19 protein-coding genes are annotated in these 21,861 nt (G+C 74.4%); 9 read left to right on the plus strand and 10 right to left on the minus strand.

From position 1 onward, the window contains the following. Nucleotides 1-145: 145 nt before the first annotated feature. On the minus strand, nt 146-910 hold the full coding sequence (locus PAI11_RS20170) for an amidohydrolase family protein (protein WP_007578241.1): 765 nt from the start codon (nt 908-910) through the stop codon (nt 146-148). 102 nt (nt 911-1,012) lie between these two features. Beyond that, nucleotides 1,013-2,173, minus strand: coding sequence for an extracellular solute-binding protein (locus PAI11_RS20175; RefSeq protein WP_007578242.1), 1,161 nt, complete (start codon nt 2,171-2,173; stop codon nt 1,013-1,015). Nucleotides 2,174-2,287: 114 nt separating this feature from the next. Here PAI11_RS20175 and PAI11_RS20180 point away from each other — a divergent pair, with 114 nt between their 5' ends. Then, the gene (locus PAI11_RS20180; RefSeq protein ID WP_007578243.1) at nt 2,288-3,196 is read left to right on the plus strand and encodes an amidohydrolase family protein; all 909 of its coding nucleotides are present in this window, start codon (nt 2,288-2,290) and stop codon (nt 3,194-3,196) included. 36 nt (nt 3,197-3,232) lie between these two features. Here PAI11_RS20180 and PAI11_RS20185 read toward each other — a convergent pair whose 3' ends face one another. The 4 genes from PAI11_RS20185 to PAI11_RS20200 form a co-directional block, all read right to left on the minus strand. Next, on the minus strand, nt 3,233-4,414 hold the full coding sequence (locus PAI11_RS20185; RefSeq protein ID WP_007578244.1) for a M24 family metallopeptidase: 1,182 nt from the start codon (nt 4,412-4,414) through the stop codon (nt 3,233-3,235). A gap of 91 nt (nt 4,415-4,505) precedes the next feature. Further along, complete coding sequence (locus PAI11_RS20190) at nt 4,506-5,978, minus strand: amidase (protein WP_007578245.1); 1,473 nt, start codon at nt 5,976-5,978, stop codon at nt 4,506-4,508. A 3-nt stretch (nt 5,979-5,981) separates the two neighbouring features. Beyond that, nucleotides 5,982-7,001, minus strand: a complete 1,020-nt coding sequence (locus PAI11_RS20195) for a phosphotriesterase family protein (protein ID WP_007578246.1) — start codon at nt 6,999-7,001, stop codon at nt 5,982-5,984. A gap of 68 nt (nt 7,002-7,069) precedes the next feature. Then, nucleotides 7,070-8,524, minus strand: coding sequence for an aldehyde dehydrogenase family protein (locus tag PAI11_RS20200; RefSeq protein ID WP_007578247.1), 1,455 nt, complete (start codon nt 8,522-8,524; stop codon nt 7,070-7,072). A 70-nt stretch (nt 8,525-8,594) separates the two neighbouring features. Between PAI11_RS20200 and PAI11_RS20205 the strand changes: the two genes are divergently transcribed. Further along, nucleotides 8,595-9,770: a serine hydrolase domain-containing protein gene (locus tag PAI11_RS20205; RefSeq protein ID WP_007578248.1), complete on the plus strand. Its 1,176-nt coding sequence runs from the start codon at nt 8,595-8,597 to the stop codon at nt 9,768-9,770. Then, nucleotides 9,767-10,606, plus strand: coding sequence for a creatininase (locus tag PAI11_RS20210; RefSeq protein ID WP_050897332.1), 840 nt, complete (start codon nt 9,767-9,769; stop codon nt 10,604-10,606). Before PAI11_RS20205 ends, PAI11_RS20210 begins: the two co-directional genes overlap by 4 nt. Nucleotides 10,607-10,636: 30 nt before the next feature. On the opposite strand, the gene PAI11_RS20215 is transcribed toward PAI11_RS20210, so the two are convergent. After that, on the minus strand, nt 10,637-11,872 hold the full coding sequence (locus PAI11_RS20215) for a M24 family metallopeptidase (protein ID WP_007578250.1): 1,236 nt from the start codon (nt 11,870-11,872) through the stop codon (nt 10,637-10,639). 58 nt (nt 11,873-11,930) lie between these two features. Continuing rightward, entirely contained in the window at nt 11,931-12,371 is a 441-nt protein-coding gene (locus PAI11_RS20220) for a cytidine/deoxycytidylate deaminase family protein (RefSeq protein WP_007578251.1), read from the minus strand. A 118-nt stretch (nt 12,372-12,489) separates the two neighbouring features. On the opposite strand from PAI11_RS20220, the gene PAI11_RS20225 reads away from it, so the two are divergent. The 5 genes from PAI11_RS20225 (at nt 12,490) to PAI11_RS20245 (ending at nt 18,111) form a co-directional block, all read left to right on the plus strand. Continuing rightward, nucleotides 12,490-13,497: a phosphotriesterase family protein gene (locus PAI11_RS20225; RefSeq protein ID WP_244406575.1), complete on the plus strand. Its 1,008-nt coding sequence runs from the start codon at nt 12,490-12,492 to the stop codon at nt 13,495-13,497. Nucleotides 13,498-13,524: 27 nt separating this feature from the next. Further along, entirely contained in the window at nt 13,525-14,970 is a 1,446-nt protein-coding gene (locus PAI11_RS20230) for an amidase (RefSeq protein WP_007578253.1), read from the plus strand. Between the two features lie 37 nt (nt 14,971-15,007). Then, nucleotides 15,008-16,204, plus strand: coding sequence for a M24 family metallopeptidase (locus tag PAI11_RS20235; RefSeq protein WP_007578254.1), 1,197 nt, complete (start codon nt 15,008-15,010; stop codon nt 16,202-16,204). Then, nucleotides 16,201-16,992 (plus strand): N-acyl homoserine lactonase family protein, encoded by a 792-nt coding sequence (locus PAI11_RS20240; RefSeq protein ID WP_007578255.1) that lies wholly within the window; start codon nt 16,201-16,203, stop codon nt 16,990-16,992. Before PAI11_RS20235 ends, PAI11_RS20240 begins: the two co-directional genes overlap by 4 nt. A gap of 108 nt (nt 16,993-17,100) precedes the next feature. Further along, nucleotides 17,101-18,111 (plus strand): phosphotriesterase family protein, encoded by a 1,011-nt coding sequence (locus PAI11_RS20245; protein WP_007578257.1) that lies wholly within the window; start codon nt 17,101-17,103, stop codon nt 18,109-18,111. Nucleotides 18,112-18,162: 51 nt separating this feature from the next. On the opposite strand, the gene PAI11_RS20250 is transcribed toward PAI11_RS20245, so the two are convergent. Both PAI11_RS20250 and PAI11_RS20255 read right to left on the minus strand, forming a co-directional pair. Then, a complete protein-coding gene (locus PAI11_RS20250; RefSeq protein ID WP_050897335.1) occupies nt 18,163-19,554 on the minus strand; it encodes a glutamine synthetase family protein in 1,392 nt (463 codons plus the stop codon). Between the two features lie 152 nt (nt 19,555-19,706). Beyond that, nucleotides 19,707-21,029: an aromatic ring-hydroxylating dioxygenase subunit alpha gene (locus PAI11_RS20255; RefSeq protein WP_007578261.1), complete on the minus strand. Its 1,323-nt coding sequence runs from the start codon at nt 21,027-21,029 to the stop codon at nt 19,707-19,709. Between the two features lie 243 nt (nt 21,030-21,272). On the opposite strand from PAI11_RS20255, the gene PAI11_RS20260 reads away from it, so the two are divergent. Then, a partial coding sequence (locus PAI11_RS20260) for a CoA transferase subunit A (protein ID WP_040601143.1) occupies nt 21,273-21,861 on the plus strand: 589 nt, incomplete at its 3' end.

Below are 21,861 nucleotides of genomic sequence, written 5' to 3' on the forward strand. Positions count from 1 at the left end.
GGTCCCGGGCGCGCCGCCGCCGGCGCCGGGCCCCGCCTCCAGCGCGACCACCCGCAGACCCGCCGCGGCGAGCACCCGCGCGGCGATCGTGCCGGCCGGCCCGAGGCCGACCACGACCACGTCGACCGGCGCGCCCACCCCGCCCTCAGCCGTCGAGGCCGAGCAGCCGCGCCATGTTGCCGCCCTCGATCAGCGCGCGGTCGGCGGGATCCTCGATCGCCTTGCCGATCTTCATCCGCTCGAGGTCGAAGTCGTGGCCGGGCCACTCGGTGCCCATCACGATCTTCGAGGGGCCCAGGCGCGCGTAGGCGCGGCGGACGTCGGCCAGCAGCGTCGACGAGGTCTCCAGGTAGATGTGCTCGTGGCGCTCGGCGACGATGATCGCCTCCGGCACGTTCCAGACCGCGCCCATGTGGGCGATCAGGGTCGGAACCTCGGGGAAGCCCTTGGCGATCTCCTCGATCGCGAACGGCGCGCAGAAGGCGTCGTCGAGCGCGTTGACCAGGACCAGCAGGCCACGCTCGCGGCACGCGGCGAAGAGCGGGTCCAGCAGCCCGTGGTCGGCGACGTGGTAGCCGTGCATCGAGGGGTGGAGCTTCAGCCCCTTCAGCCCGTGGTCGGCGATCCAGTGGACGGTCGCGACGGCGTCGTCGTCGGCCGGGTTGACCTGGCCGAAGCCGAACAGCCGATCGGGGTGGGCGGCGGCCAGGCCGGCGATGAACTCGTTCTCGATCCGCTGGGCCAGCGAGCAGATCATCGCCATGTCGACGCCGGCCGCGTCCATCCGGTCGAGGATCCGCCGGGGATCGAACGGGACGTACGGCGGCGGCGGGTCGCCGGGCTTGGCGCCGGTCAGGTAGTCCGACCGGCCGCGGACGTCCTGGGTCGTGTTGTAGGCGTCGATGATCAATGGTGCTCCTGGGTCGCGGCCGACGTGGCGCGTGCCACGCCGACCGGGGGTCCGACGCCGGCGCCGGCCGCGGATCGCCCGCGACCGACGCGCCGCCCGCCGCTACTTGTTGTCGTTGAAGAGCTTCTCGTTGAACTTGATCAGCTCGTCGTAGTGCTCCGCGAGCCAGGTCTCCGAGGTCGGCACCGGGTGGTGCTCGGGCGCCGTCGGGATCTGCTTCCGGACGTCCGGCGCGACCATGTCGAAGGCCTTCTGGAACCCGGGCCCGTAGTGCGTCTGGGTGGCGAAGTCGGCCTGCCGCTTCAGGTCGGTGACCCAGCCCGCATAGGCGACCGCGGCGTCCATGTTCGGCGCATCGGGGTTGATGATGAAGCAGTTCGCGGCGGTGATCGGGTTCGCCTTCCAGTTGATCACCACGTCGACGCCCTTGTTCTGGAGGCCGGTGATGATGCCGTTGGGACCGGAGGCGACCGACCCCGCCTTGCTGCTCAGCATCTGCTGGATCTGCGGGTACTGGTTGTAGAAGATCAGGTCGTCCCAGATCGACGAGATCTTGTGCGCGGCGCGCTCCAGGTCCAGCGGGTAGAGCTCGTCCGGGTTGACGCCGTCGGCCAGCAGCGCCGGCTCGGCCACGCCCTCGTAGTACCCCGGGCCCGGGACGATCCGCTTGCCGGGGAACTTCTTGGTGTCGTAGAAGTCGGCCCACGAGAGCTCGGTCGGGAAGGTCCCCTTCAGCGAGCCCGCGACGTAGGCGGTGACGAAGGTCTGCACGCTGTACTCGTTGATCGGCGCGGCGACGAGGTCCTCGCGCGGGATCCCGGCCGGGAGCTTCGGCAGCGGCTTCTTGCCCTTCTTCAGGGCGTAGAGGACCATCCAGTTGGAGGAGTGGGCCATGTCCCACTTGGCCGGGACCTCGCCCAGCAGCATCTGGTCGCCGAGCTGTCCGTCGACCAGCGGCTGCACCACCCGCAAGCCGACCCGCTTGGCGAACGGCTCGAGGAAGACCTTGCCACGGACCTCCTGCGTGGTGCCGCCGAAGCCGGCCACCACCAGCTGCTTCGAGGTCACCGCCGCGAGCAGCTTCTCGATCGCGGGCGACTCGCTCGAGGCGCCTGATCCGCCGCTCGTCGTCGTCGTCTCGCCGTCGCCCCCGCCGCAGGCGGCCAGGAAGCCGGGGAGCGCCAGCGCTCCGAGCCCGACCCCTGCGCGCCCGAGGAACGCCCGCCGCCCGATCCCGCCTGGACCGTCCGTCCTGTCGCTCATGCCCGTGACTCCCGCTCGTGTTCAGTTTCCCCTAGATTGGATCCTATAGAAGCAGGATTGGACTCACTCGGCAAGTCGAGTGGGCCACGGAACGGCCGCCAGGAGCCCACCGCGATGCGCATCGACAGCCACATGCACCTGTACCCGACGGCCGCGGCCGGACGGGCGGTGGTCACCGCCTACCCGATCGTCGAGTACGGCGAGCACGCCGGCGTCGCCCGCAGCGACCGTGCCGGGACGGTCGCCGACGGGCTCGCGGCGCTGGCGGACGCCGGGGCCGCACACGGCGTGGTGCTCGGTGAGTTCGAGCTGCCCGGGGCGCCGTTCCCGCCGGGCGGGGAGCGCTGGTGGCCGGCGGATCCGCCCCACGCCGAGGCACGCGAGGCCCTGCTGGCCTACAACCGCTGGCTCTGCGACGTCGGCGCGCGCCACCGCGAGCTGCTGCCGTTCGCGACCCTCCACCCCGGCGTCCTCGGCGCCCGCGAGGCCGCCGCCCACGTCGCCGAGCTGGCCGACGACCACGGCGCCCGCGGCCTCAAGCTGCACACGATCAGCCTCCGGCTGCACCCCGACGACCCGGCGCTGCAGCCCGTCCTCGCCGCCTGCGCCGCGCGCTCGCTGCCGGTCGTCGTCCACTGCGGGCCCGACCGCCACGGCGCCGGGTGGTCGCTGCCCGAGGCCTTCTCCCCCGTGCTGGCGGCCCACCCGCGGCTGCAGTTGGTCCTGGCCCACCTCGGCGGCGCGGCCTGGCGCTCCGCCGCCGCGTTCGCCGAGGCGCACCCCAGCGCCTGGTTCGACCTCTCGGAGATCGTCGCCTGGGCCGGCGCCCCGGCGGCCCCGACGCCCCGGGAGCTGAGCGCGCTGATCCGCGCCGTCGGACCCGAGCGGGTGCTGCTCGGGTCCGATTTCCCCTGGTACGAGCCGGCCGACACGCTGGCGGAGCTGGGCGCGCTGCCGGGCCTCGGCGACGGCGAGCGCGACGCGATCGCGGGCGGCAACGCCACCCGGCTGCTGGGCCTCTGACCGCTGCTCACCACCACCGCGCGGGACAGGCCGCGGTCAGCACCTCGTTGCGGTCCTCGTGGACGATGATCGCCTCCTCGTGGCTGATCCCGCCGGTCTCCGGGGTCCCATCACGATCTCCAGCGCCAGCACCTGGCCGGCCGCGATCGGATCGGTCGAGCTCGCGGCGACGAACGGCCCCTCGGTGGTCAGCCCGAGCTGGTGGCCGAACATCGGCACGAAGCCCTCGAAGTAGCCGTGCGGCGGATGCCCGCGCTCGGTCAGGAAGGCGACGCCCGCGTCGTGGACCTGGGCGTGGGTGACGCCGGGCCGGACGCTGGCGATCAGGTGGTCGATCAGGTCGACGGCCTGCTGCAGGACGGTCGCCTGAGCGTCGGTCGCCGGCTGCCCGACGCAGGCCGAGCGCGCCAGGTCGCAGTAGTAGCCGAGGACCGGGCCGAAGCCGTCGACCCGCAGCAGGTCGCCGCGCTCGAGGGTGCGGCCGGCGGCGAAGGACGGGACCCCGCGCGGCGCGTTCGGCCGACAGGGCAGTCCGGAGCCGATCACGACGTCGTCGGGGAAGCCGCCGCCCGCCAGCAGCACCGGCAGGCCGAGCGCCACCAGGTCGGCCTCGGTCCGTCCCGGCTCGGCCGCGGCGACCATCGCCCCGATCCAGGCGCCGCCGACCGCCGAGGCGTGGCGCAGCAGGTCCAGCTCGGCCGGGCTCTTGACCCGGTGCAGCGGCTCGACGATCCGATCGGCCGGCACCAGCGTCAGCGCGTCGGCGCCGGCGGCGGCCAGGTGACCCTCGATCGCCCGTCGCTGACGGTCCAGCAGCGCCCCCTCGCCCGCGATCCCGACCCGGCGGCCCGCCAGCCCGGCGTCGCGCAGGGCCTGGGCGACGCCGACCGTCACCGACTCGACCGTGCGCGCGTCGGCGACGGTCAGATCCGCGGCCGGCACCCGCTGGTCGAGGACCAGGATCGGGTCGCCGTCGACCGGCAGCACCAGCGCCGAGAAGCCCTTGTCGCCGAACGGCGCGGCCGACGCGAAGCCGGACTGGTGGTCGGCCAGCCAGCGGACCGCCCACGACCAGTCGACGCTGCCCCACGCCAGCAGGCCGTCGAGGCCGGCGTCGGCGATCACGCGCCGGGTCCGCTCGCGGCGGTCGAGGAACTCGTCGGGGGCGATCGGCGGCGGCGCGTCGGCGATCGTCGGACCGGTGGGCGGCGTGGTCATCGTGGTCTGCTCCTCGTGGCGGCGGGGTCGCGGGGATCCGGGCCGGACGGCCGCGGCGCCGCCCGCCGCAGGTCGTGGCCGCCGGCGCGCGTCACAGCGGCGGCCGGCGTCGGGAGAACCAGGTGGCGGCCTCGATCGCGGCGGCCTGCGCGAGCAGGGTCCGCTCGTCGCGGTGCCGCCCGACCAGCTGCAGCCCGACGGGCAGCCCCTCGGGCGTGAAGCCGGCCGGCAGCGAGAGCGCCGGGTGCGCGGTCACCGAGATCCGCGTGCAGGAGCGCATCCAGGTGACGTAGCGCTCCATCGCGACGCCGGCCACCGCGGTCGGCCACCGCTGCTCGACCGGGAACGGCGGCAGCTGGACGGTCGGCAGCGCCAGCAGGTCGTGGCGCTGCAGGAACCGCGCCGTCCGGCGGTAGAGCTCGGTACGCAGCTCGCCGGCGCGGACGACCTGCTCGGCGCTCAGCCGCCGGCCGCGCTCGATCTCGTCGACCAGGTCGGGCTTGAAGAGGTCGGGGTGAGCCGCGATCTCGTGGCGGTGGGCGCCGAAGAACTCCAGCGCGCGGAAGCCCTCGAACGCCTCGTCGGCGCCGGACAGGTCGGGCTCGACGTCCTCGACGATCGCGCCCAGGTCGACCAGCACCGGACGCAGCGCCTCCAGCACCGCGGTCACCTGCGGGTCGACCGGCAGCCCGTCGACCGTCCGGCTCCAGGCGATCCGCACGCCGCGCAGGTCGGCGATCGGCAGGTCGGCGAAGGCCGCCGGATCCTCGTCGATCGCGATCGGCGAGCGGTCGTCGCGACCGCTGATCGCCGCCAGCAGCAGGCCGCAGTCGCCGACCGTGCGGGCGATCGGGCCCAGCAGCGACATCGGGTCCCAGGCGTTGCCGGGCCTCGCCGACGCGACGCGCCCGGCCGACGGCCGCAGCCCGACGACGTTGCAGTACGACGCCGGGTTGCGGACGCTGCCGCCGAGGTCGGAGCCGTCGGCCAGCGGCAGCATCCCCGCCGCCACCGCGGCCGCCGCGCCGCCGCTGCTGCCGCCGACGGTCCGCGACAGGTCGTAGGGGTTGCGGGTCGCGCCGAAGACGTCGTTGTAGGTCTGCGAGCCGGCGCCGTGCTCCGGCGTGTTGGTCTTGCCGATCACGATCGCGCCGGCCGCCCGCAGCCGCTGCACCAGCAGGCTGTCCTCGGTCGGGACGTCGTCGGCGTAGATCCGCGAGCCCTGGGTGGTGCGGATCCCGGCGGTCGCCATCAGGTCCTTGACCGCGATCGGCAGGCCGTCGAGCAGCGGCGGCGGCCCGGCCCGGCGCCCGCGGGCCCGGTCGGCGGCCCGGGCCTCGTCGATCGCCCGCTCGGGCACCAGCGTCGGGATCGCGTTGACCCGTCCGTCGACCTCGCCGATCCGCTCCAGGAACGCGGTCACGACCTCGACCGCGGTCAGGTCGCCGGCCGCGATCGCCGCCCGCAGCCGCCCGGCGCTCCACCAGATCAGCGGGCCGTCGCCGCCGTCGCCGGAGGCGCTTGCCCCCGGAGCGTCGGCGGGCGGGATCGGATCGCCGGCCATCGCCTACGGCCGGTCGAGCAGCCGCCGCGGCGTCTCGACCATGATCTGGCGGATCGTCGCCTCGTCGGCGCCGCAGCGCCAGCCGAGCGCCGGCTGGACCCGCTTGAACAGGTGCTCGTAGCCGGCGCCGCCGTTGCGGACCAGGTTCGACTGCGCCCAGACGTCGCAGCCGAGCACGATCTGGTCGCCGTAGCCCTGGGACACCAGGTACTCCAGCGCGTCGAGCCGCTCGACGTCGGTCGGGTTCCGGGCCCGGCTCTCGGTGCTGTAGAAGAACTCGCTGCCGAAGGTGTCCAGCTCGAGGATCGCGCCGGTCTGGGCGACCGCGTCGTGGTAGCCGCGGTCGATCCGCTCGTCCATGTGGCTGAGCACGATCCGGTCGGCCGGCATCCCCTCCTCGGTCAGCGCCTCGACGACCTGCAGGCCGTCGGCGCCGCGCCACGAGAGGTGGACGTTGACCGCCGCGCCGGACTCGGCGCCGGCCCGGCCGGCCGCGCGGACGACCCGCCACTCGTCGACCGACGGCGGGTGGTTGGTCCCGATCTCGCCGATCAGGGCCGGCTTGACGCCGGTGCCGTCGAGGCCGTCGCGGAGGTCGTCGAGGATCGTCTGGGCGATCTGGTCGACGTCCATCGCGGCCAGCTCCGGCGGGTGCAGCTCCTCGACGTAGAAGCCGCAGCCGACGCAGACGTTGACGCCGCTGCGGCGCGAGACCTCGACCAGGTCGGCGGTCCGGCGCCCCATTCCGGTGACGGTCAGGTCGACGATCGTCCTGCCGCCCGCCGCCTTGACCCGCTGCAGCTCGGCGACCGCGACGTCGGGGTCGTGGAGCACCAGGTTGTCGGGCGTGTGGAGCCCGTTCCACCGCAGGTGGACCTGGGCCTCGGGGCCGATCGGGCCCTCCCACGGCTCGCCGCCCGTCTCCTTGACCCAGACCCGCAGGTCGCTGAAGACGTGCTCGTGCATCGAGGTCGGACCGAGGTCCTCGGGATCGATCGGGCCGAGGACGGTGTGGATCGGCACGGCGGGGGCTCCTGTGGTCGGGTCGGGGACGGGCGGCGCCGGCGGACGCTGCCGCGGGGCCGGCGGGGTCAGAGCGCGATGACCACGCTCTTGGGCTCGGTGAACGACAGCAGCGCGATCTCGCCCAGATCGCGGCCGAGGCCCGAGTCGCGAACGCCGCCGAAGGGCAGCGCCGGGTCGAAGACGTTGTAGGTGTTGACCCAGACCGTGCCGGCGCGCAGCGCGGCGGCCATCCGGTGGGCTCGCGAGAGGTCGCGCGTCCAGACGCCGGCCGCCAGCCCGTAGGTGGTGTCGTTGGCGATCGCCAGCGCCTCGGCCTCGTCCTCGAACGGGATCACGCCGACGACCGGGCCGAAGATCTCCTCGCGCGCGATCCGCATCTCGTTGCGCATCCCGGTGAAGAGGGTCGGCTCGACGAAGAACCCGGGACGGTCGGGCACGCCGCCGCCGACCGCGATCCGGGCGCCCTCGTCGCGCCCCGCGGCGATGTAGCCGAGGACCTGCTCGCGCTGCTCCTCGGAGACCAGCGGCCCGACCGAGATCCCGCCGTCGAGGCCGTTGCCGAGCGGGACCGCGCGGGTCGCGTCGACCAGCCGCTCGGTCATCTCGTCGAGGATCGAGCGCTGGACCAGCAGCCGGCTGCCGGCGGTGCACATCTGCCCGGAGTGGCCGAACGACGCGCGCATCGCGGTCGTGACCGCGGCGTCGAGGTCGGCGTCGGCGAAGACGACGTTCGGGCTCTTGCCACCGAGCTCGAGGGTCACGCGCTTGGTCCCGCGCGCCGCCCGGGCCATCACCCGCTCGCCGACCGCGGTCGAGCCGGTGAACGAGACCATCGACACGTCGGGGTGGGCGACGAGCGCCTCGCCGACCCGGCCGTCGCCGGTCAGGACCTGGACGACGCCCTCCGGCACGCCCGCCTCGAGGCAGATCGCTCCCAGCCGCAGGGCCGTCAGCGGCGTCTGCTCGGCCGGCTTGACGATCGCGGCGCAGCCGGCCCCGAGCGCGGGCGCGAGCTTGAACGCCGCCTCCATGATCGGGAAGTTCCAGGGCAGGATCAGCGCCGCCACCCGCACCGGCTCGCGGCGCGTGTAGGCGTGGTGGAGGTCGTGGTCCAGCGGCAGCACCTGGCCGGTGATCCGCCCCGGGGCGCCGGCGAAGTAGCGGAAGGTCCGCGCGCTCATCAGCGTGTCGGCCCGCGAGCGCTCGATCGGCTTGCCGTTGTCGCGGGTCTCGAGGGTCGCCAGCTCCTCGACCTGCTGCTCCAGCAGCTCCGCGATCCGGTGCAGGATCCGGCTGCGCTCGTCCGGCGGCAACCCGCGCCAGCGCGCGTCGTCGTGGGCGCGCGCGGCGGCCGCGACCGCCGTGTCGACGTCGGCGGCAGTCGCCTGGACCGCGTGGGTCAGGAGCGCGCCGGACGCGGGATCGAGGATCTCGAGGCGCTCGTGGCCGGGCGGCGCGACCCAGGCGTCGCCGAGCAGCATCGGCTCGACGTCGGGCAACGGCGGCAGCGGTCGGCTCATCGGAGGGCCTCCGCGTCGCGCGGGGAACGGACGGGAGCAAACGGCACGATTGGATACTACAGTACGGAATATGGATCCATCAATCGCCAGGGCCGCCCCGTCGCTCTCCCTGCTCCCCGCGGCCGAGGCCGGGATCGACGCCGAGCGGCTGGCGCTGGCCGTCGCGCGGGCCACGGGCAGCGAGCCGGCGCTGCCCCGCGCGATGGACCGGTGGCTGGCCACCACGCTCGCGGAGGAGCCGTGGCCGCGGGTGATGGGCCCGCTGCTCGACCGCGGCGGACCGTCGGGGCTGGTCGTCGTCGGCGGTCGCACCGTCGCGCGCTGGGGCCACCCCGAGCGCCGCGAGATGGCGTTCTCGATCGCCAAGTCGGCGCTCGCCACCGTCGCCGGGCTGGCGTTCGACGACGGGCTGCTCGACGACCTCGACGAGCCCGTCGTCGAGCGGGTGCCGCTCGCCGCGCTCGGTGGCGACCTGGTCACCGGCGGCGTCCCGCTCGACCCCGAGGCGGCCCGCCGGATCAGCTGGCGCCAGCTGTTGACCCAGACCAGCGACTGGCGCGGCACGCTCTTCGACGTCCCGTGGTGGGCCGACCCCCAGGGCCGGCAGGCGCCGGACGAGCCCGCCCACGGCCCCGGAGCGCGGTTCTCCTACAACGACGTCCGCACCAACCTGCTGTCGCTCGCGCTCACCCACCTGCGGGGCGCGAGCGGGGCCGAGATCCTCGGCGAGCGGATCCTGGGACCGATCGGGGTCGCCGACGGCTGGAGCTGGCAGGGCCTGGACCAGATGCGCACGACGCTGGCCGACGGGCGCGAGCTGCCGGTCGTCACCGGCGGCAGCCACTGGGGCGGCGGGCTCTGGCTGAGCGCCGTCGACCTGGCCCGCTTCGGGCTGCTGCACCTGGCCGGCGGGCGCTGGGGCGACGCCGCGCTGCTGAGCGAGCGCTGGTGCACGCTGATGCTGGAGCCGTGCGCCGTCCGCGACGCCTACGGACTGATGTGGTGGCGCAACCCGCAGGCCGGCCGGTCGGCGGCCGACGCCGGCGCGCCCCCGCTCGGCGCCGTCGCCGACGAGCAGGGCTTCTACCCCGGCTCCGGCGTCCGCGGCTTCGCGGCCCACGGAACCGGCGACCAGGTGGTCTGGTGCGACCCCGATCGCGACCTCGTCGCCGTCGTCCGCTGGACCACCGACCCGAACCCGATCCTGGCCGCGATCACCGCCGCGGTCCCACCGCGTCCGCGATGAGCGCGACGGCCCACGTCCACGAGGGAGCCCCGATGCACGGACCGCTGATGAGCGAGATGACCTGGCCCGAGGTCGACGCGGCGGCGCGGGCCGGCGCGGTCGCGCTCTGGTCGGTCGGCGCGACCGAGCAGCACGGCCCGCACCTGCCGCTGTCGGTCGACCACCTGATCCCGCTGGAGCTGTCGCTGCGGATCGCGCGGCGGCTGCACGTCGTGATCCCGCCGCCGCAGGCCTTCGGCAACCGCAGCCGGCCGCTGTCTGGCGGCGGGCCGTCGTTCCCGGGGACCACGTCGCTGCGGGCCGGGACCCTGGTCCAGGTCGTCCGCGACGTCGTCGGCCAGCTGGCCGCCGGCGGCTTCCGCTCGATCGCCGTCCTCAACTGGCACGGCGAGAACGTCAACCTGCTGCACGAGGGGATCGAGCTGGCGCGCGAGGCCGGCGACCTCGAGCGGCCGGACGGCGGCGGGCCGGTCCGCGTGATGCTGATCGAGCGGGTCTTCAACGCCTTCTCCGAGGCCGAGATGGCGTTCCTCTTCGAGGACGCGCGCGAGGGCTTCCCCGGCTGGCCGGCCGAGCACGCGGCGATCATGGAGACGAGCCTGATGCTGGCGCTGCGGCCCGACCTGGTGCGCCGCGAGCTGATCGCCGACGACCGCGCCGCCGTCCGGCCGTTCTACGACCTAACGCCGACCCCGCCCGAGCACGTCGCCGCGTCCGGCGTGCTGGCCGAGGCGTCGCGGGCCAGCGTGGCCAAGGGCGAGCGGCTGGCCGCGCTGATCGTCGACCGCCTGACCGCCGCCATCAGCGAGGCGCTCGACCCGCCCGCGGCGCCGTAGCCGCGCTGCTCGCGCTCGCGGTGCGGCCCGTCACCACCACCGCTGCGGGCAGCCGCCGGTCAGCAGCTCGGTGCCGGACTCGGTGACGATCACGCACTCCTCGTGGCTGATCCCGCCGGTCTCCGGCGTCCCGAGCACGATCTCCAGCGCCATCACCTGGCCGGCCTGGATCGGGTCGTCCTCCTGGGCGGCGATGAACGGGCCCTCGGTGGTCAGGCCGATCTGGTGGCCGAAGGCCGGCCAGAAGCCCTCGAAGTAGCCGTGCGGCGCATAGCCGCGATCGACCATCCAGGCGGTCCCGAGGTCGTGGACCTGCTCGTGGGTGACGCCCGGCCTGACCGCCGCGATCAGCGTGTCGATGAAGGCCACCGCGTGCTCGAGCACCGTCCGCTGGGCGTCGGTCGGCTCGGCGCCGACGCACGAGGAGCGGGCCAGGTCGCAGCCGTAGCCGCCAACCGGCCCGAAGCCGTCGATCCGGATCAGGTCGCCGCGCTCCAGCGGCCGGGTCGCGTTGAACGAGGGGATCCCGCGCGGCGCCTGCGGCTTGCAGGGGTTGCCCGATCCGGCCACGACGTCGGCCGGGAAGCCGCCGCCGCGGAGCATCACCGGCAGCCCGGCGGCGATCACCTCGGCCTCCGTCCGGCCGGGCTCGATCGCCTCCATCATCGCCCGCATCCAGGCCGACCCGACCGCCGAGGCGTGGCGCATCCGCTCGAGCTCGACCGGGCTCTTGACCCGGTGCAGCGGCTCGAGGATCGCGTCGGCCGGCCGCAGGTCGAGCGGCGAGCCGAGGCGGCCCTCGACCTGGCGGCGGTGGCGCTCGAGCATCACGCCCTCGCCGGCCACGCCGAGCGGCCGCCCGACCAGTCCGGCGTCGCGCAGCGCGTCGGCCAGCCCGCGGGTGATCGACTCGACGGTCCGCGCGTCGGCCACCGCCACGTCGCCGGGGCCGACGCGCTGGTCGAGGACCAGGATCGGCTCGCCGTCGACCGGCAGCACCAGGGCGCTGAAGCCCTTGTCGCCGAAGGTCGGCGAGGCCCCCTGCTGCTGGAAGCCGGACTGGTGGTCGGCGAGCCACTTGACCGCCCACGGCCAGTTGCGGCTGCCGAAGGCGACCAGGCCGGCGAGGCCGGCGGCGTCGACGGCGGCTCGGGCCCGCCGCTGCCGGTCGACGAACTCGGCCGCGCTCGGCGCGGGCGGGAGATCGGCGGCGGTCGGGGCAACCGGATGCGAATCGGCGGCGACGGATGGATCCTTCTGGATCATGATTGGATCCTATACTCCTCGCGATGCCGCGCCTCCCCGGCCGCACGGCCGGCGGCGATCAGGCCCCGGCCCAGCGACGCGTCGTCTTGCCCGGCAGCAGCGACCGGACCGGCACCCGCCGCACGGGGACCTCGCGGGCGGCGTCGTAGTCGATCACCTGCGCGTCCGGCCCGTAGTCGCTGATCAGCTCGCGGCAGACCCCGCACGGCGTGACGACCCGCCAGCCCCCGTCCTCGGTCCGCAGAACGGCGGCGATCACCTCGATCTCGGTGTCGCCGGCGATCGCCGCCGCGCCGATCGCCACGCCCTCGGCGCAGATGCTGGCGCGACCGATGCTGCTCTCGACGTGGAGCCCGCGGTGGACCGCGCCGCTGCGGGTCCGCAGCGCACAGGCGACCTCGTGGCGCCCGGCGACGGCCCGCTCGTCGAGCAGCTCCAGCGCGGCCCGGACGAGCGCCTCGTCGGCGGGCGAGAGCGGTGGGTCGGCGGCGATCGTCACGGGTTCCTCCGGGTTCGCGGCGCCGTCGGCCAGGGGCGGGACGGCCCCGAGGAGCAGGCGGCAGCCCCTGCTACGTTGGATCCATGCTCGCAGGTCGTGCATCCCGATGATCGAGACGGTGCTCGGCCCGATCGCGGCCGACCAGCTCGGCCCGACCTCGATGCACGAGCACCTGCTCGCCGACGTCCGCGGCCTGCACGCGCCGCCCCGGGAGCCGCCGCCGACCGACCCCCGGGTCCGGATCGAGAGCCTCGGCTTCCTGCGCTTCAACCAGCTCGGCCTGGCGGACAACCTGGTCCTCGACGACCCCGACCTGGCGATCGCCGAGCTGGCCCACGCGGCGGCCGCCGGTCAGCGCGCGCTCGTCGACCTGACCGTCTGGGGCTTCGGCGGACCGGCGCCCGAGCTGCCGCGGATCGCGCGCGAGAGCGGGCTCCAGATCGTCGCCGGCGTCGGCGCCTACCTGGGGCGCCTGCGCCCGGACTGGCTGCGTGCGCTCGACGTCGACCAGCTCACGACGCTGCTCCGCGACGCGCTGCTCGACCGCCTGCCCGGCTGCGAGCACCGGGCGGGGATCGTCGGCACCATCGCCACCGGGCACCCCCGCTCGGCCGAGGACGACCGGATCCTCGCCGCCGCCGGCGCCGCCGCCGCGAGCACCGGCGTCGCGGTCGTCGCCCGGGTCGACCCGCGGTTCCACGACGGCCCCGCGATCCTCGAGCGCTTGGCGGCCGAGGGCGTGCCGGCCGACAGGGTGGTGCTGAGCAACGTCGACGGCTACGTCGCCGACCGCGACCACCTGCGCGAGCTGGCGGCCAGCGGCGCCGTGCTCAAGTGGAGCTTCGGCTACGAGGCGCCGCCGCGGGTCGGGATGACCTCGGCCACCGACGCCGAGCGGATCGACGCCCTCTGCCAGCTGCTGGAGGAGGGTGCCCGCCAGGTGCTGGCCTGCGGGGCCTGGACCAAGACCGCGCTGCGCCGCTTCGGCGGCCCCGGCTACGACCACCTGCTGCTGCGCGTCGTCCCGGCGCTGCGCGACCGCGGCGTCCCGGAGGACCAGCTCGACGCGTTGCTCGTCGGCGAGCCGCGGCGCCTGCTCGATCGTCAGGATCCGATCTCCACATGATTGGATCCATCAGCTAGCATGGCCGCCATGAGCGTCACCGTCACCGACCCCAGCGGGCCGCTGCACTGGTGGAGCGCCCACGACCTGGCGGCCGCGATCCGCACGCGCCGGCTCTCCGCCGTCGAGGTGATGCAGGCCCACCTCGACCGGATCGCCGCCGTCAACGGCGCCGTCAACGCGATCGTCTCGCCGCTGCCGGCCGAGCAGGCGCTGGACGCCGCCCGCGAGGCCGACCGACAGGTCGCGCGCGGGGCGCCGCTGGGTCCGCTGCACGGCCTGCCGACCGCCGTCAAGGACCTGATGGACGTTCGCGGCCTGCCGACCACCCACGGCTCCGCCGCCCACGCCGACGCCCCGCCGGCGACCGGCGACAGCCTGATCGTCGAGCGGCTGCGGAGCGCCGGCGCGATCGTGATCGGCAAGACCAACACCCCCGAGCAGGGCCTCGGGACGCTGACCTTCAACCCGGTCTTCGGCATCACCCGCAACCCGTGGGACCTGGACCGCCACGCCGGCGGCAGCAGCGGCGGCGCCGGCGCCGCCCTCGCCGCCGGGATGCTGCCGATCGCCGACGGCTCCGACAGCGGCGGCAGCATCCGCTACCCGTCGGCGCTCTGCAACACCGTCGGCCTGCGCCCCTCCCCCGGCCGCGTGCCCAGCGGCCGCCCGGGCGACGTCTGGAACCCGCACGGCGTGCTCGGGCCGATGGCCCGCAGCTCGCGCGACGCCGGCCTGATGCTGTCCGCGATCGCCGGTCGCGACGACCGCTCGCCGATCGCGCTCGACGACGACCCGGCCGCCTTCGCCGACCCCCGCCCGAGCGATCTGCGGGGGCTGCGGATCGCCTGGAGCCACGACGGCGGCGGGCTGCCGATCGACCCCGAGGTCCGCCGCGTCCACGCCGCCGCGCGACAGGCGCTGGTCGACCTCGGCTGCGCGGTCGTCGACGTCGAGCCCGACTTCACCGGCGCGGAGGAGGCGTGGGAGATCATCGAGATGTTCGGCTTCTACGGCTTCGGCGGCGACGCACTGGCCGGCGACACGACGAAGCTGCGGCCCGACTACCTGCGCAACCTCCGCCAGGGCGAGGCGCTGACCGCCGCCGAGCTGGCCCACGGGCTGGCGCTGCGGACCGACGTCTACCGCCGCACCGTGCGGCTGCTCGAGGACTTCGACCTGCTGGCGCTGCCGGCCACGCCGGTCCCCGCCCCGCCGGCCGAGGTCGAGTGGGTCGGCGAGGTCGACGGCACGACGTTCGACCGCTACTTCCGCTGGCAGATGCTCGCCAACCGGATCACCGTCACCGCCCATCCCGCGCTCGTGACGCCCGCGGGGTTCACCGCCGCCGGCCTGCCGGTCGGGCTGCAGCTGGTCGGCCGCCATCGCGGCGACCTGGCGCTGCTGCGCCACGGGGCGGCGATCGAGGACGCCACCGGCTGGACCGCCCGCCGGCCGACCGGGATCCCCGAATGAGGTCGACCGCCGACCGCGCCGCCGCGGGACGGGGCGCATGAGCCTCCTGCCGGCCACCGGCCCCGGCCTGGCGCCGTTCTCCGCCGCCGAGCACGACGCCCGGCTGCGGCGGGTGCGGGAGCGGATGGAGGCCCGCGGGATCGACGTCCTCTACGTGCTGAGCCCGCCGAACGTCGCCTGGCTCTGCGGCTACGAGGCCTGCTGGTACCCGCCGCGGCTGCCGCTCGGCGCCGCCGTCGTCCGCGATCCCGACGAGGTCGTCTTCCTCGACTGGTCGCGTCACGAGGCCTACGCCCGCGCCCACGCCCGCGCCGACGCCTTCGTCTGGTTCGAGTACGGCGACGCGGTCGACGTCGTCGCCCGCACCGCCCGCGAGCGCGGCTGGGCCGAGCGGACGATCGCCGTCGAGCGGGCGACGCTCAACCCGTCGCCCGCGATCATCGTCGCGCTGGAGGAGGCGCTGGCCGCGACCGGCGCGACGGTCGTCGACGGCGACTGGCTGGTCGACGGCGCCCGGGCCCACAAGAGCCCGGCCGAGCTGGAGCGGATCCGGGCCGCCGGCGCGATCGCCGACGAGGCGATGCGCGGGCTGCGGGAGCGGATCCGCCCCGGGATGACCGAGCTGCAGGTCTCGGCGACGCTGAACCTGCTGCTGGCCGACGCCGGCAGCGAGGTCGCCGCGACGATGCCGCTGGTCTCCTCCGGCCCGACGGCCTGGCAGGACGTCCACGCCTTCCCGTCGCGGCGGGTGCTGGAGGAGGGCGACATCGTCTCGGTCGACTGCTGCGCGGTGGTCGACCGCTACCACGCCAACCTCTCGCGGGCGTTCGCGCTCGGGACCGTCCACCCGCGCGCCCACGAGCTGCTGGAGGCCGCCGAGGGCGTGCTGCCGGAGCTCTGCCGGCTGGCCCGTCCCGGCGCCGACCCGGCACCGGCGATGGCCGCCGCCGAGGCCCACGCGCGAGCCCGGATCCCGGCCGAGAACCTGTGGTGGGTCGGTGGCTACGGGCTCGGGATCGGGCTGCCGCCGAGCTGGGTCGGTCACACCTACCTGGCCAACGACGGACCGGAGCGGATCGTGCTCGACCCGGGATACGTGTCGAACTTCGAGGTCGTGATCGTCGCGCCCGACGAGGGCTTCGAGGTCTGCTGCATCGACACCCTGGTGATGACCGAGAGCGCCCTGGCGCCGCTCTCGACCCTGCCCCGCGAGCTGCTGCCGGCGGGCGCATGAGCGACGACGCCGCGGTCTGCGACCGGCTGATCGGCCTGACGCTCGGCTGGGAGCAGGTGCCGGAGTTCGTCTCGCTCGAGGGCGGGACCCGCGAGATCGTGCGCGAGCCGATCATCGCGGTGCTCGTCCACGCCCCGGTCGGCTGGGTCCTGCTGGAGACCGGCTGCGACCCGCGCCCCTACCGCGACGGAGCCACCGACACCGTCTACGGTCCCTACCTGCCCGACTTCCCCTCCGACGGCGATCCGCTGCTGGAGGGGCTCGCCGCCCACGGGCTGGCGCCGGGCGACCTGGCGCTGGCGGCCGTCTCGCACCTGCACGTCGACCACTCCGGCGGCCTCCGCCACCTGGCGGACGCCGGGGTCCCGGTCGCGGTCCAGCGCCGCGAGCTGGAGTTCGCGCGCGAGCGGGCCAGCCGCGAGGTCTTCTACGTCCGCGAGGACTACGAGCGCGACGACCTGCGCTGGATCACGCTCGACGGCGACGCCCGGATCACGCCCGGGATCGACGCGATCGCGACCCCCGGCCACACCCCGGGCCACATGTCCTACCGCGTCCGGATGGCCGAGTCGGGGACCTGGCTGCTGGCGATCGACGCGATCGACCTGCAGCGGGGGATCGACGAGGACCGCGCGATCGGCTCCTCGGCCGACCCGGCCGACGCCCCGCTGCGACGGGCATCGCACGACCGCCTGGTCGCGCTGGCCGCCGCCGAGGACGCCAGGCTGATCCCGGGGCACTGCCCGCTGACCTGGCCCTCGATCGCCGATGCCGCCGGCCATCGCTGAGCGCCGGCCGGCGCCGGCCGAGGGCGTGGCCGGCGCCGGCCACGCCACCACGACCAGCCGCGCGCCGCAGCCGGCCACGACCCCACACCACGCCCCACGGAGGCAGCCATGACGACGGTTCAGTCGGTCACCGGGCCCATCGAGGCCGACGAGCTCGGGATCACGCTCCCGCACGAGCACGTCTTCATCAACATGAGCCCGACCGAGCCGCGCGACGGCTTCATGACCGTCTGGGAAGAGCGCCAGGCCGACATCGAGCGGTTCGTCGCCGCCGGCGGCCGCACGCTGCTCGACGTCACCAACGGCGAGCTGAGCGACCACGCGGCGCCGGTCTACTTCGACCGCGATCCCGCGCACCAGGTCCAGAACCCGGTCACCGGCTCGCGCTCGGTCGCCAACGTACTGGCCACCAAGGCGATGGCCGAGGCGACCGGCGTCAACGTCGTCCTCGGCACCGGCCACTACTTCGAGGAGTACTTCGACCGCCGCTGGTTCGACCGCAACTCGACCGAGCAGATCGCCCGCTACCTGATCGCCGACCTCGAGGACGAGATCCCGGGCACCGGAGTGCGGGCCGGGTTCGTCGGCGAGATCGCGTCCGACCTGCCCTACGTCACGGCCCGCGAGGAGCGGTCGTTCCGCGCCGCCGGACGGGCCGCGGCGCGGACCGGCGTGATGGTCTCGACCCACGCCCCGACGTTCCCGACCGCCGAGACCCAGATCGACATCCTGGTCCAGGAGGGCGTCGACCCGTCGCGGATCGTGATCGGCCACACCGACACGGTCAAGGCGCTGCAGTACTCGATCGACCTGCTCGAGCGGGGCGTCTACGTCGAGTACGACTGCATGATGGCCGTCAAGTCCGGCGGCGTCGTCGCCGGCCACGAGCTGGAGCGGCGGGTCTCCTACCTGAAGGCGCTGATCGAGCGCGGCCACGGCGACCGGATCCTGCTGTCGCAGGACGTCAGCCAGCGCTCCCACCAGGCGGCGCTCGGCGGCCCCGGGCTGACGTTCATCTTCGACGAGTTCGCCGACGCGGCGGTCGCCGCCGGCATCGAGCGAGCGGCGCTGGAGCGGATCTGGACCGACAACCCGCGGCGGGTGCTGTTCGGCGAGTGAGGCGGACGCGGCCCCACCCCGCCGGGCAGGGTCCGGCGGGGGGCCGGTCGCCTACAGCAGCCCGAAGTACTCGCGCTGCTCCCAGTCCGAGACGTGCGCCAGGTAGCGCTCGACCTCGGCCCGCTTGAGCGCGACGTACCAGGCGACCACGTCCTCGCCGAGCGCGCGGGCGAAGACCGGGTCGGCCTCGAGCGCGTCGAGCGCCTCGGCCAGCGAGCGCGGCAGCCTGCGGGCGCCGTCGGCGTAGGGATCGGTGGTCGGCGGGCCCGGGTCCAGCTCGCGGTCGAGGCCGTCGAGGCCGCTGATCAGCTGAGCAGCGACGTACAGGTAGGGGTTGGCCGCCGGCTCGCCCGAGCGGTTCTCCAGCCGCGTCGCCGGGTCGCCGCTGCCGCCGACCGCGCGCACCATCGCGCCCTTGTTGTCGATCCCCCAGACGACCCGGTCGGGCGCCAGCGAGAACGGCTGGTAGCGCTTGTAGCCGTTGACGGTCGGGGTCGTGAAGACCGCCGCGGCCGCCGCGTGGGCCAGCAGGCCGGCCAGGTAGCGCTGGCCGGTCGAGGAGAGGACGCCGACGCGGTCGGGGTTGCGGGGCACGAAGGCGCCCTCGCCGCTGTCGAGGTCGCGCAGGGACTGGTGCAGGTGCCAGCCGGTCGACGCGGTCTCGGCCCCGGCCGGGCGCGACATGAACGTCGCGTGGTAGCCGTGGCGGCGGCAGATCTGGCGGATCGCCGAGCGGCAGAGGGCGACGTCGTCGGCCGCCCGCAGCGCGTCGGAGGGCGCCAGCGTGACCTCGATCTGGTTGGGCCCGAACTCGAGCTCGATCGAGCGCAGCGGCAGGTCGAGCTTGGTCAGCCCGTCATGGAGCAGCTGGACGAGGTCGTCGAGCCCGTCCAGGCCCTCCTCGTGCAGCAGCTGCGAGCCGCCGCTGATCGGGGCGACCGCGGCCGGGCGGCCGGGAGCTCCGGGGCGGCCGACCCGATCGGGGTGGAAGTCGTCCTCGGTGGCGCGGAAGACGTGCAGCTCGAGCTCGACGCCGACGGTCATCGCATAGCCGCGCTCGGCCAGCCCGGCGAGCGTCCGCCGCAGGATCGAGCGGGTGCAGAACGGGACCGGCGCGCCGGTCGGGAACCGCAGGTCGCAGAGCACCCAGCCGGTCCGCGGCGCCCACGGCAGCACCCGGAAGGTCGTCGGGTCCGGCACCAGGACGACGTCGCCGGCGCCCGAGAAGCCCTCGACCCCGACTCCGACGTCGGCCGAGAAGACCGGGAAGACCGAGCGTCCCGAGGTGTCCTTGAGGACCAGCGACGACGGCGCGGTGACCCCGTTGCGGAGCCCGCCGGCGACCGCCTCGCGGGTCAGCGTCTTGCCGCGCAGGACGCCGTGCTGGTCGACGAACGAGAACCGCACCAGCTCGATGCCGACCTCGTCGATCACCCGCCGCATCTGGCCGGCGGCGGCGTACTGCGCCTCGCTCCAGAGGTCGTGGCGGTCGACGAAGCCGCCGCGATCGGCGGCCAGCAGCGGTCGTGCGCTGACGCCGCCACCGCCCTCGGCGACCGGTCGCTCGTCGGCGTTGCGCTCGGGCGGGCGCACCGTCAGCGGACCTCTTGCGGGCTGGCCCAGGGCGACGCGGCGCGGCGCTCGGCCTCGCGCTCCTGCCAGCGCTCCTGCCAACCCTCGGTCGGCGTGATCGTGTCGACCGCCCGCGGCCCGATCAGCGCCTGCGCGGCCTGCTCGTCGACCGGCAGGCCGGGGGTCGGGTTGCCCGCCTCGAGCGCGTCGATCGCGCGCAGCAGCAGCCGCCGGTTGGCCGTCACCGCCCGGTCCGAGACCCCGAGCCGCTCGACGGTCCGGTCCTGGATCGGCCCCATGCTCTCGACCGCCCACTGGTCGTGGACGTTGATGTCGAGGCCCATCCCGGTGTAGGTCAGGTCCCGCTGCTCGGCGGCGTCGAATCCCCAGTCGTTGGAGCGGTTGCGGATCGGCCGGTAGTCGGGGAGCGTGACCTCCTTCAGCCGCTGGTCGAGCAGCGTCTGCTTGTCGGTCGGCTGCTTGAAGTCGTAGAGGATCATGAACCAGTAGTGCGTGTGGTCATCGACCGGCACGTGCCACTGGGTGAAGACCTTGTCGTTGCCGAACGGCACCACGAACGCGTTCGGGAACATCAGGTTGGTGATCCGGACGTGCTTGACCTGCTCGGTCAGCTGACGGATCGCGAACACCCGCAGCCCGTGGTCGACCTGCTCGACCTCGATGTCGGGGCGGTAGGCGTCGCCGACGAGCTTCGACAGCTTCTGGCCGGTGCCCTCGACGACCTCGCTGAACTGCTGGCCGTAGACGTCGCGCGGATCCTCGTCGATGAAGCGGTGGAGGAACGAGACGTGGCTGGGGTCGATGCCGCCCTCGACGCCCTGCAGCCAGTTGCACTCCCACAGGCCCTTGAAGGCGAAGGTGTGCTCGTCCGGCGCGGTGAAGCAGTCGTAGGCGGGGAACGGCGGCGGGTCGCCGGCGCCGAGGTAGGCGAAGACGATCCCGTTGCGCTCCTCGCACGGGTAGCTGGCGATCCGGATCTTGGACGCGAAGCGGCTGTGCTCCGGCTCGGCCGGCTGGGCCAGGCAGCGGCCGTCGGGCCCGTAGAGCCAGCCGTGGTACAGGCAGCGCAGGCCACCGTCCTCGAGCCGCCCGTAGGACAGGTCGACGCCGCGGTGGGCGCACCAGCGGCTGATCAGGCCCCAGCCGCCGGCCTCCTTCTTGAACAGCACCAGATCCTCGCCGAGCAGCCGGACCGCCTTGACGGGCCGCTCGGGCGACATCTCGGAGACCAGCGCGGCCGGCTGCCAGTAGGCCCGCATCAGCCGGCCCATCGGCGTGTCGGGCCCGGTCCGGGTGAGCCGCTCGTTGTCGGCCTGCTTCAGCACGGGCGCGCTCCTCCGGCCGACGCCGCATCCCATCTGGATCCGATCATCACCTTCATGGATCCAATCCTTACAGATCGAGGACCCGCCGTCCACGACGACCCGCACGACCGACCGCACGACCGACCGCACGACCGACGTGGATCCAATCCAACCCATATCGGGTCCACGATCCGATAGAACCTATGGCGTGCCGTCCCCCGCCGCCACCTTCTGCCCGCGACTGCTCGCCCCGAGGAGCGCCTGATGGCCGAGCTGCTGGCGTTGGATCGCGCGATCGCCGAGGTGGTTCGCGATGGGGATGTGGTGGCGTTGGAGGGCTTTACGCATCTGATTCCGTTCGCGGCTGGCCATGAGGTGCTGCGTCAGGGCCGCCGCGATCTGGAGTTGGTGCGGATGACCCCCGACCTGCTCTACGACCAGCTGGTCGGCGTTGGCGCGGCTGCGCGGTTGGTGTTCTCCTATGGCGGCAACCCGGGCGTGGGTTCGTTGCACCGCTTCCGTGACGCGATCGAGCATGGCTGGCCGCGGCCGTTGGCGATCGAGGAGCACAGTCATGCGGGGATGGCGGCGCGTTATGCCGCGGGTGCGTCGGATCTGCCGTTCGGCGTCCTGCGTGGCTATGCGGGGACTGATCTGGAGGCCCGCACGACCGTCGCCCGGATCGCGTGCCCGTTTACGGGTGAGTCGCTGGCGGCGGTGCCGGCGCTGCGCCCGGACGTGGCGATCGTGCATGCGCAGGAGGCGGATCGGGCCGGCAACGTGCAGTTGTGGGGGATCCCGGGGGTGCAGAAGGAGGCGGTGCTCGCGGCGGACCGGTCGTTGGTGACGGTCG

The organism is Patulibacter medicamentivorans (assembly GCF_000240225.1).
GTDB lineage: Bacteria > Actinomycetota > Thermoleophilia > Solirubrobacterales > Solirubrobacteraceae > Patulibacter > Patulibacter medicamentivorans.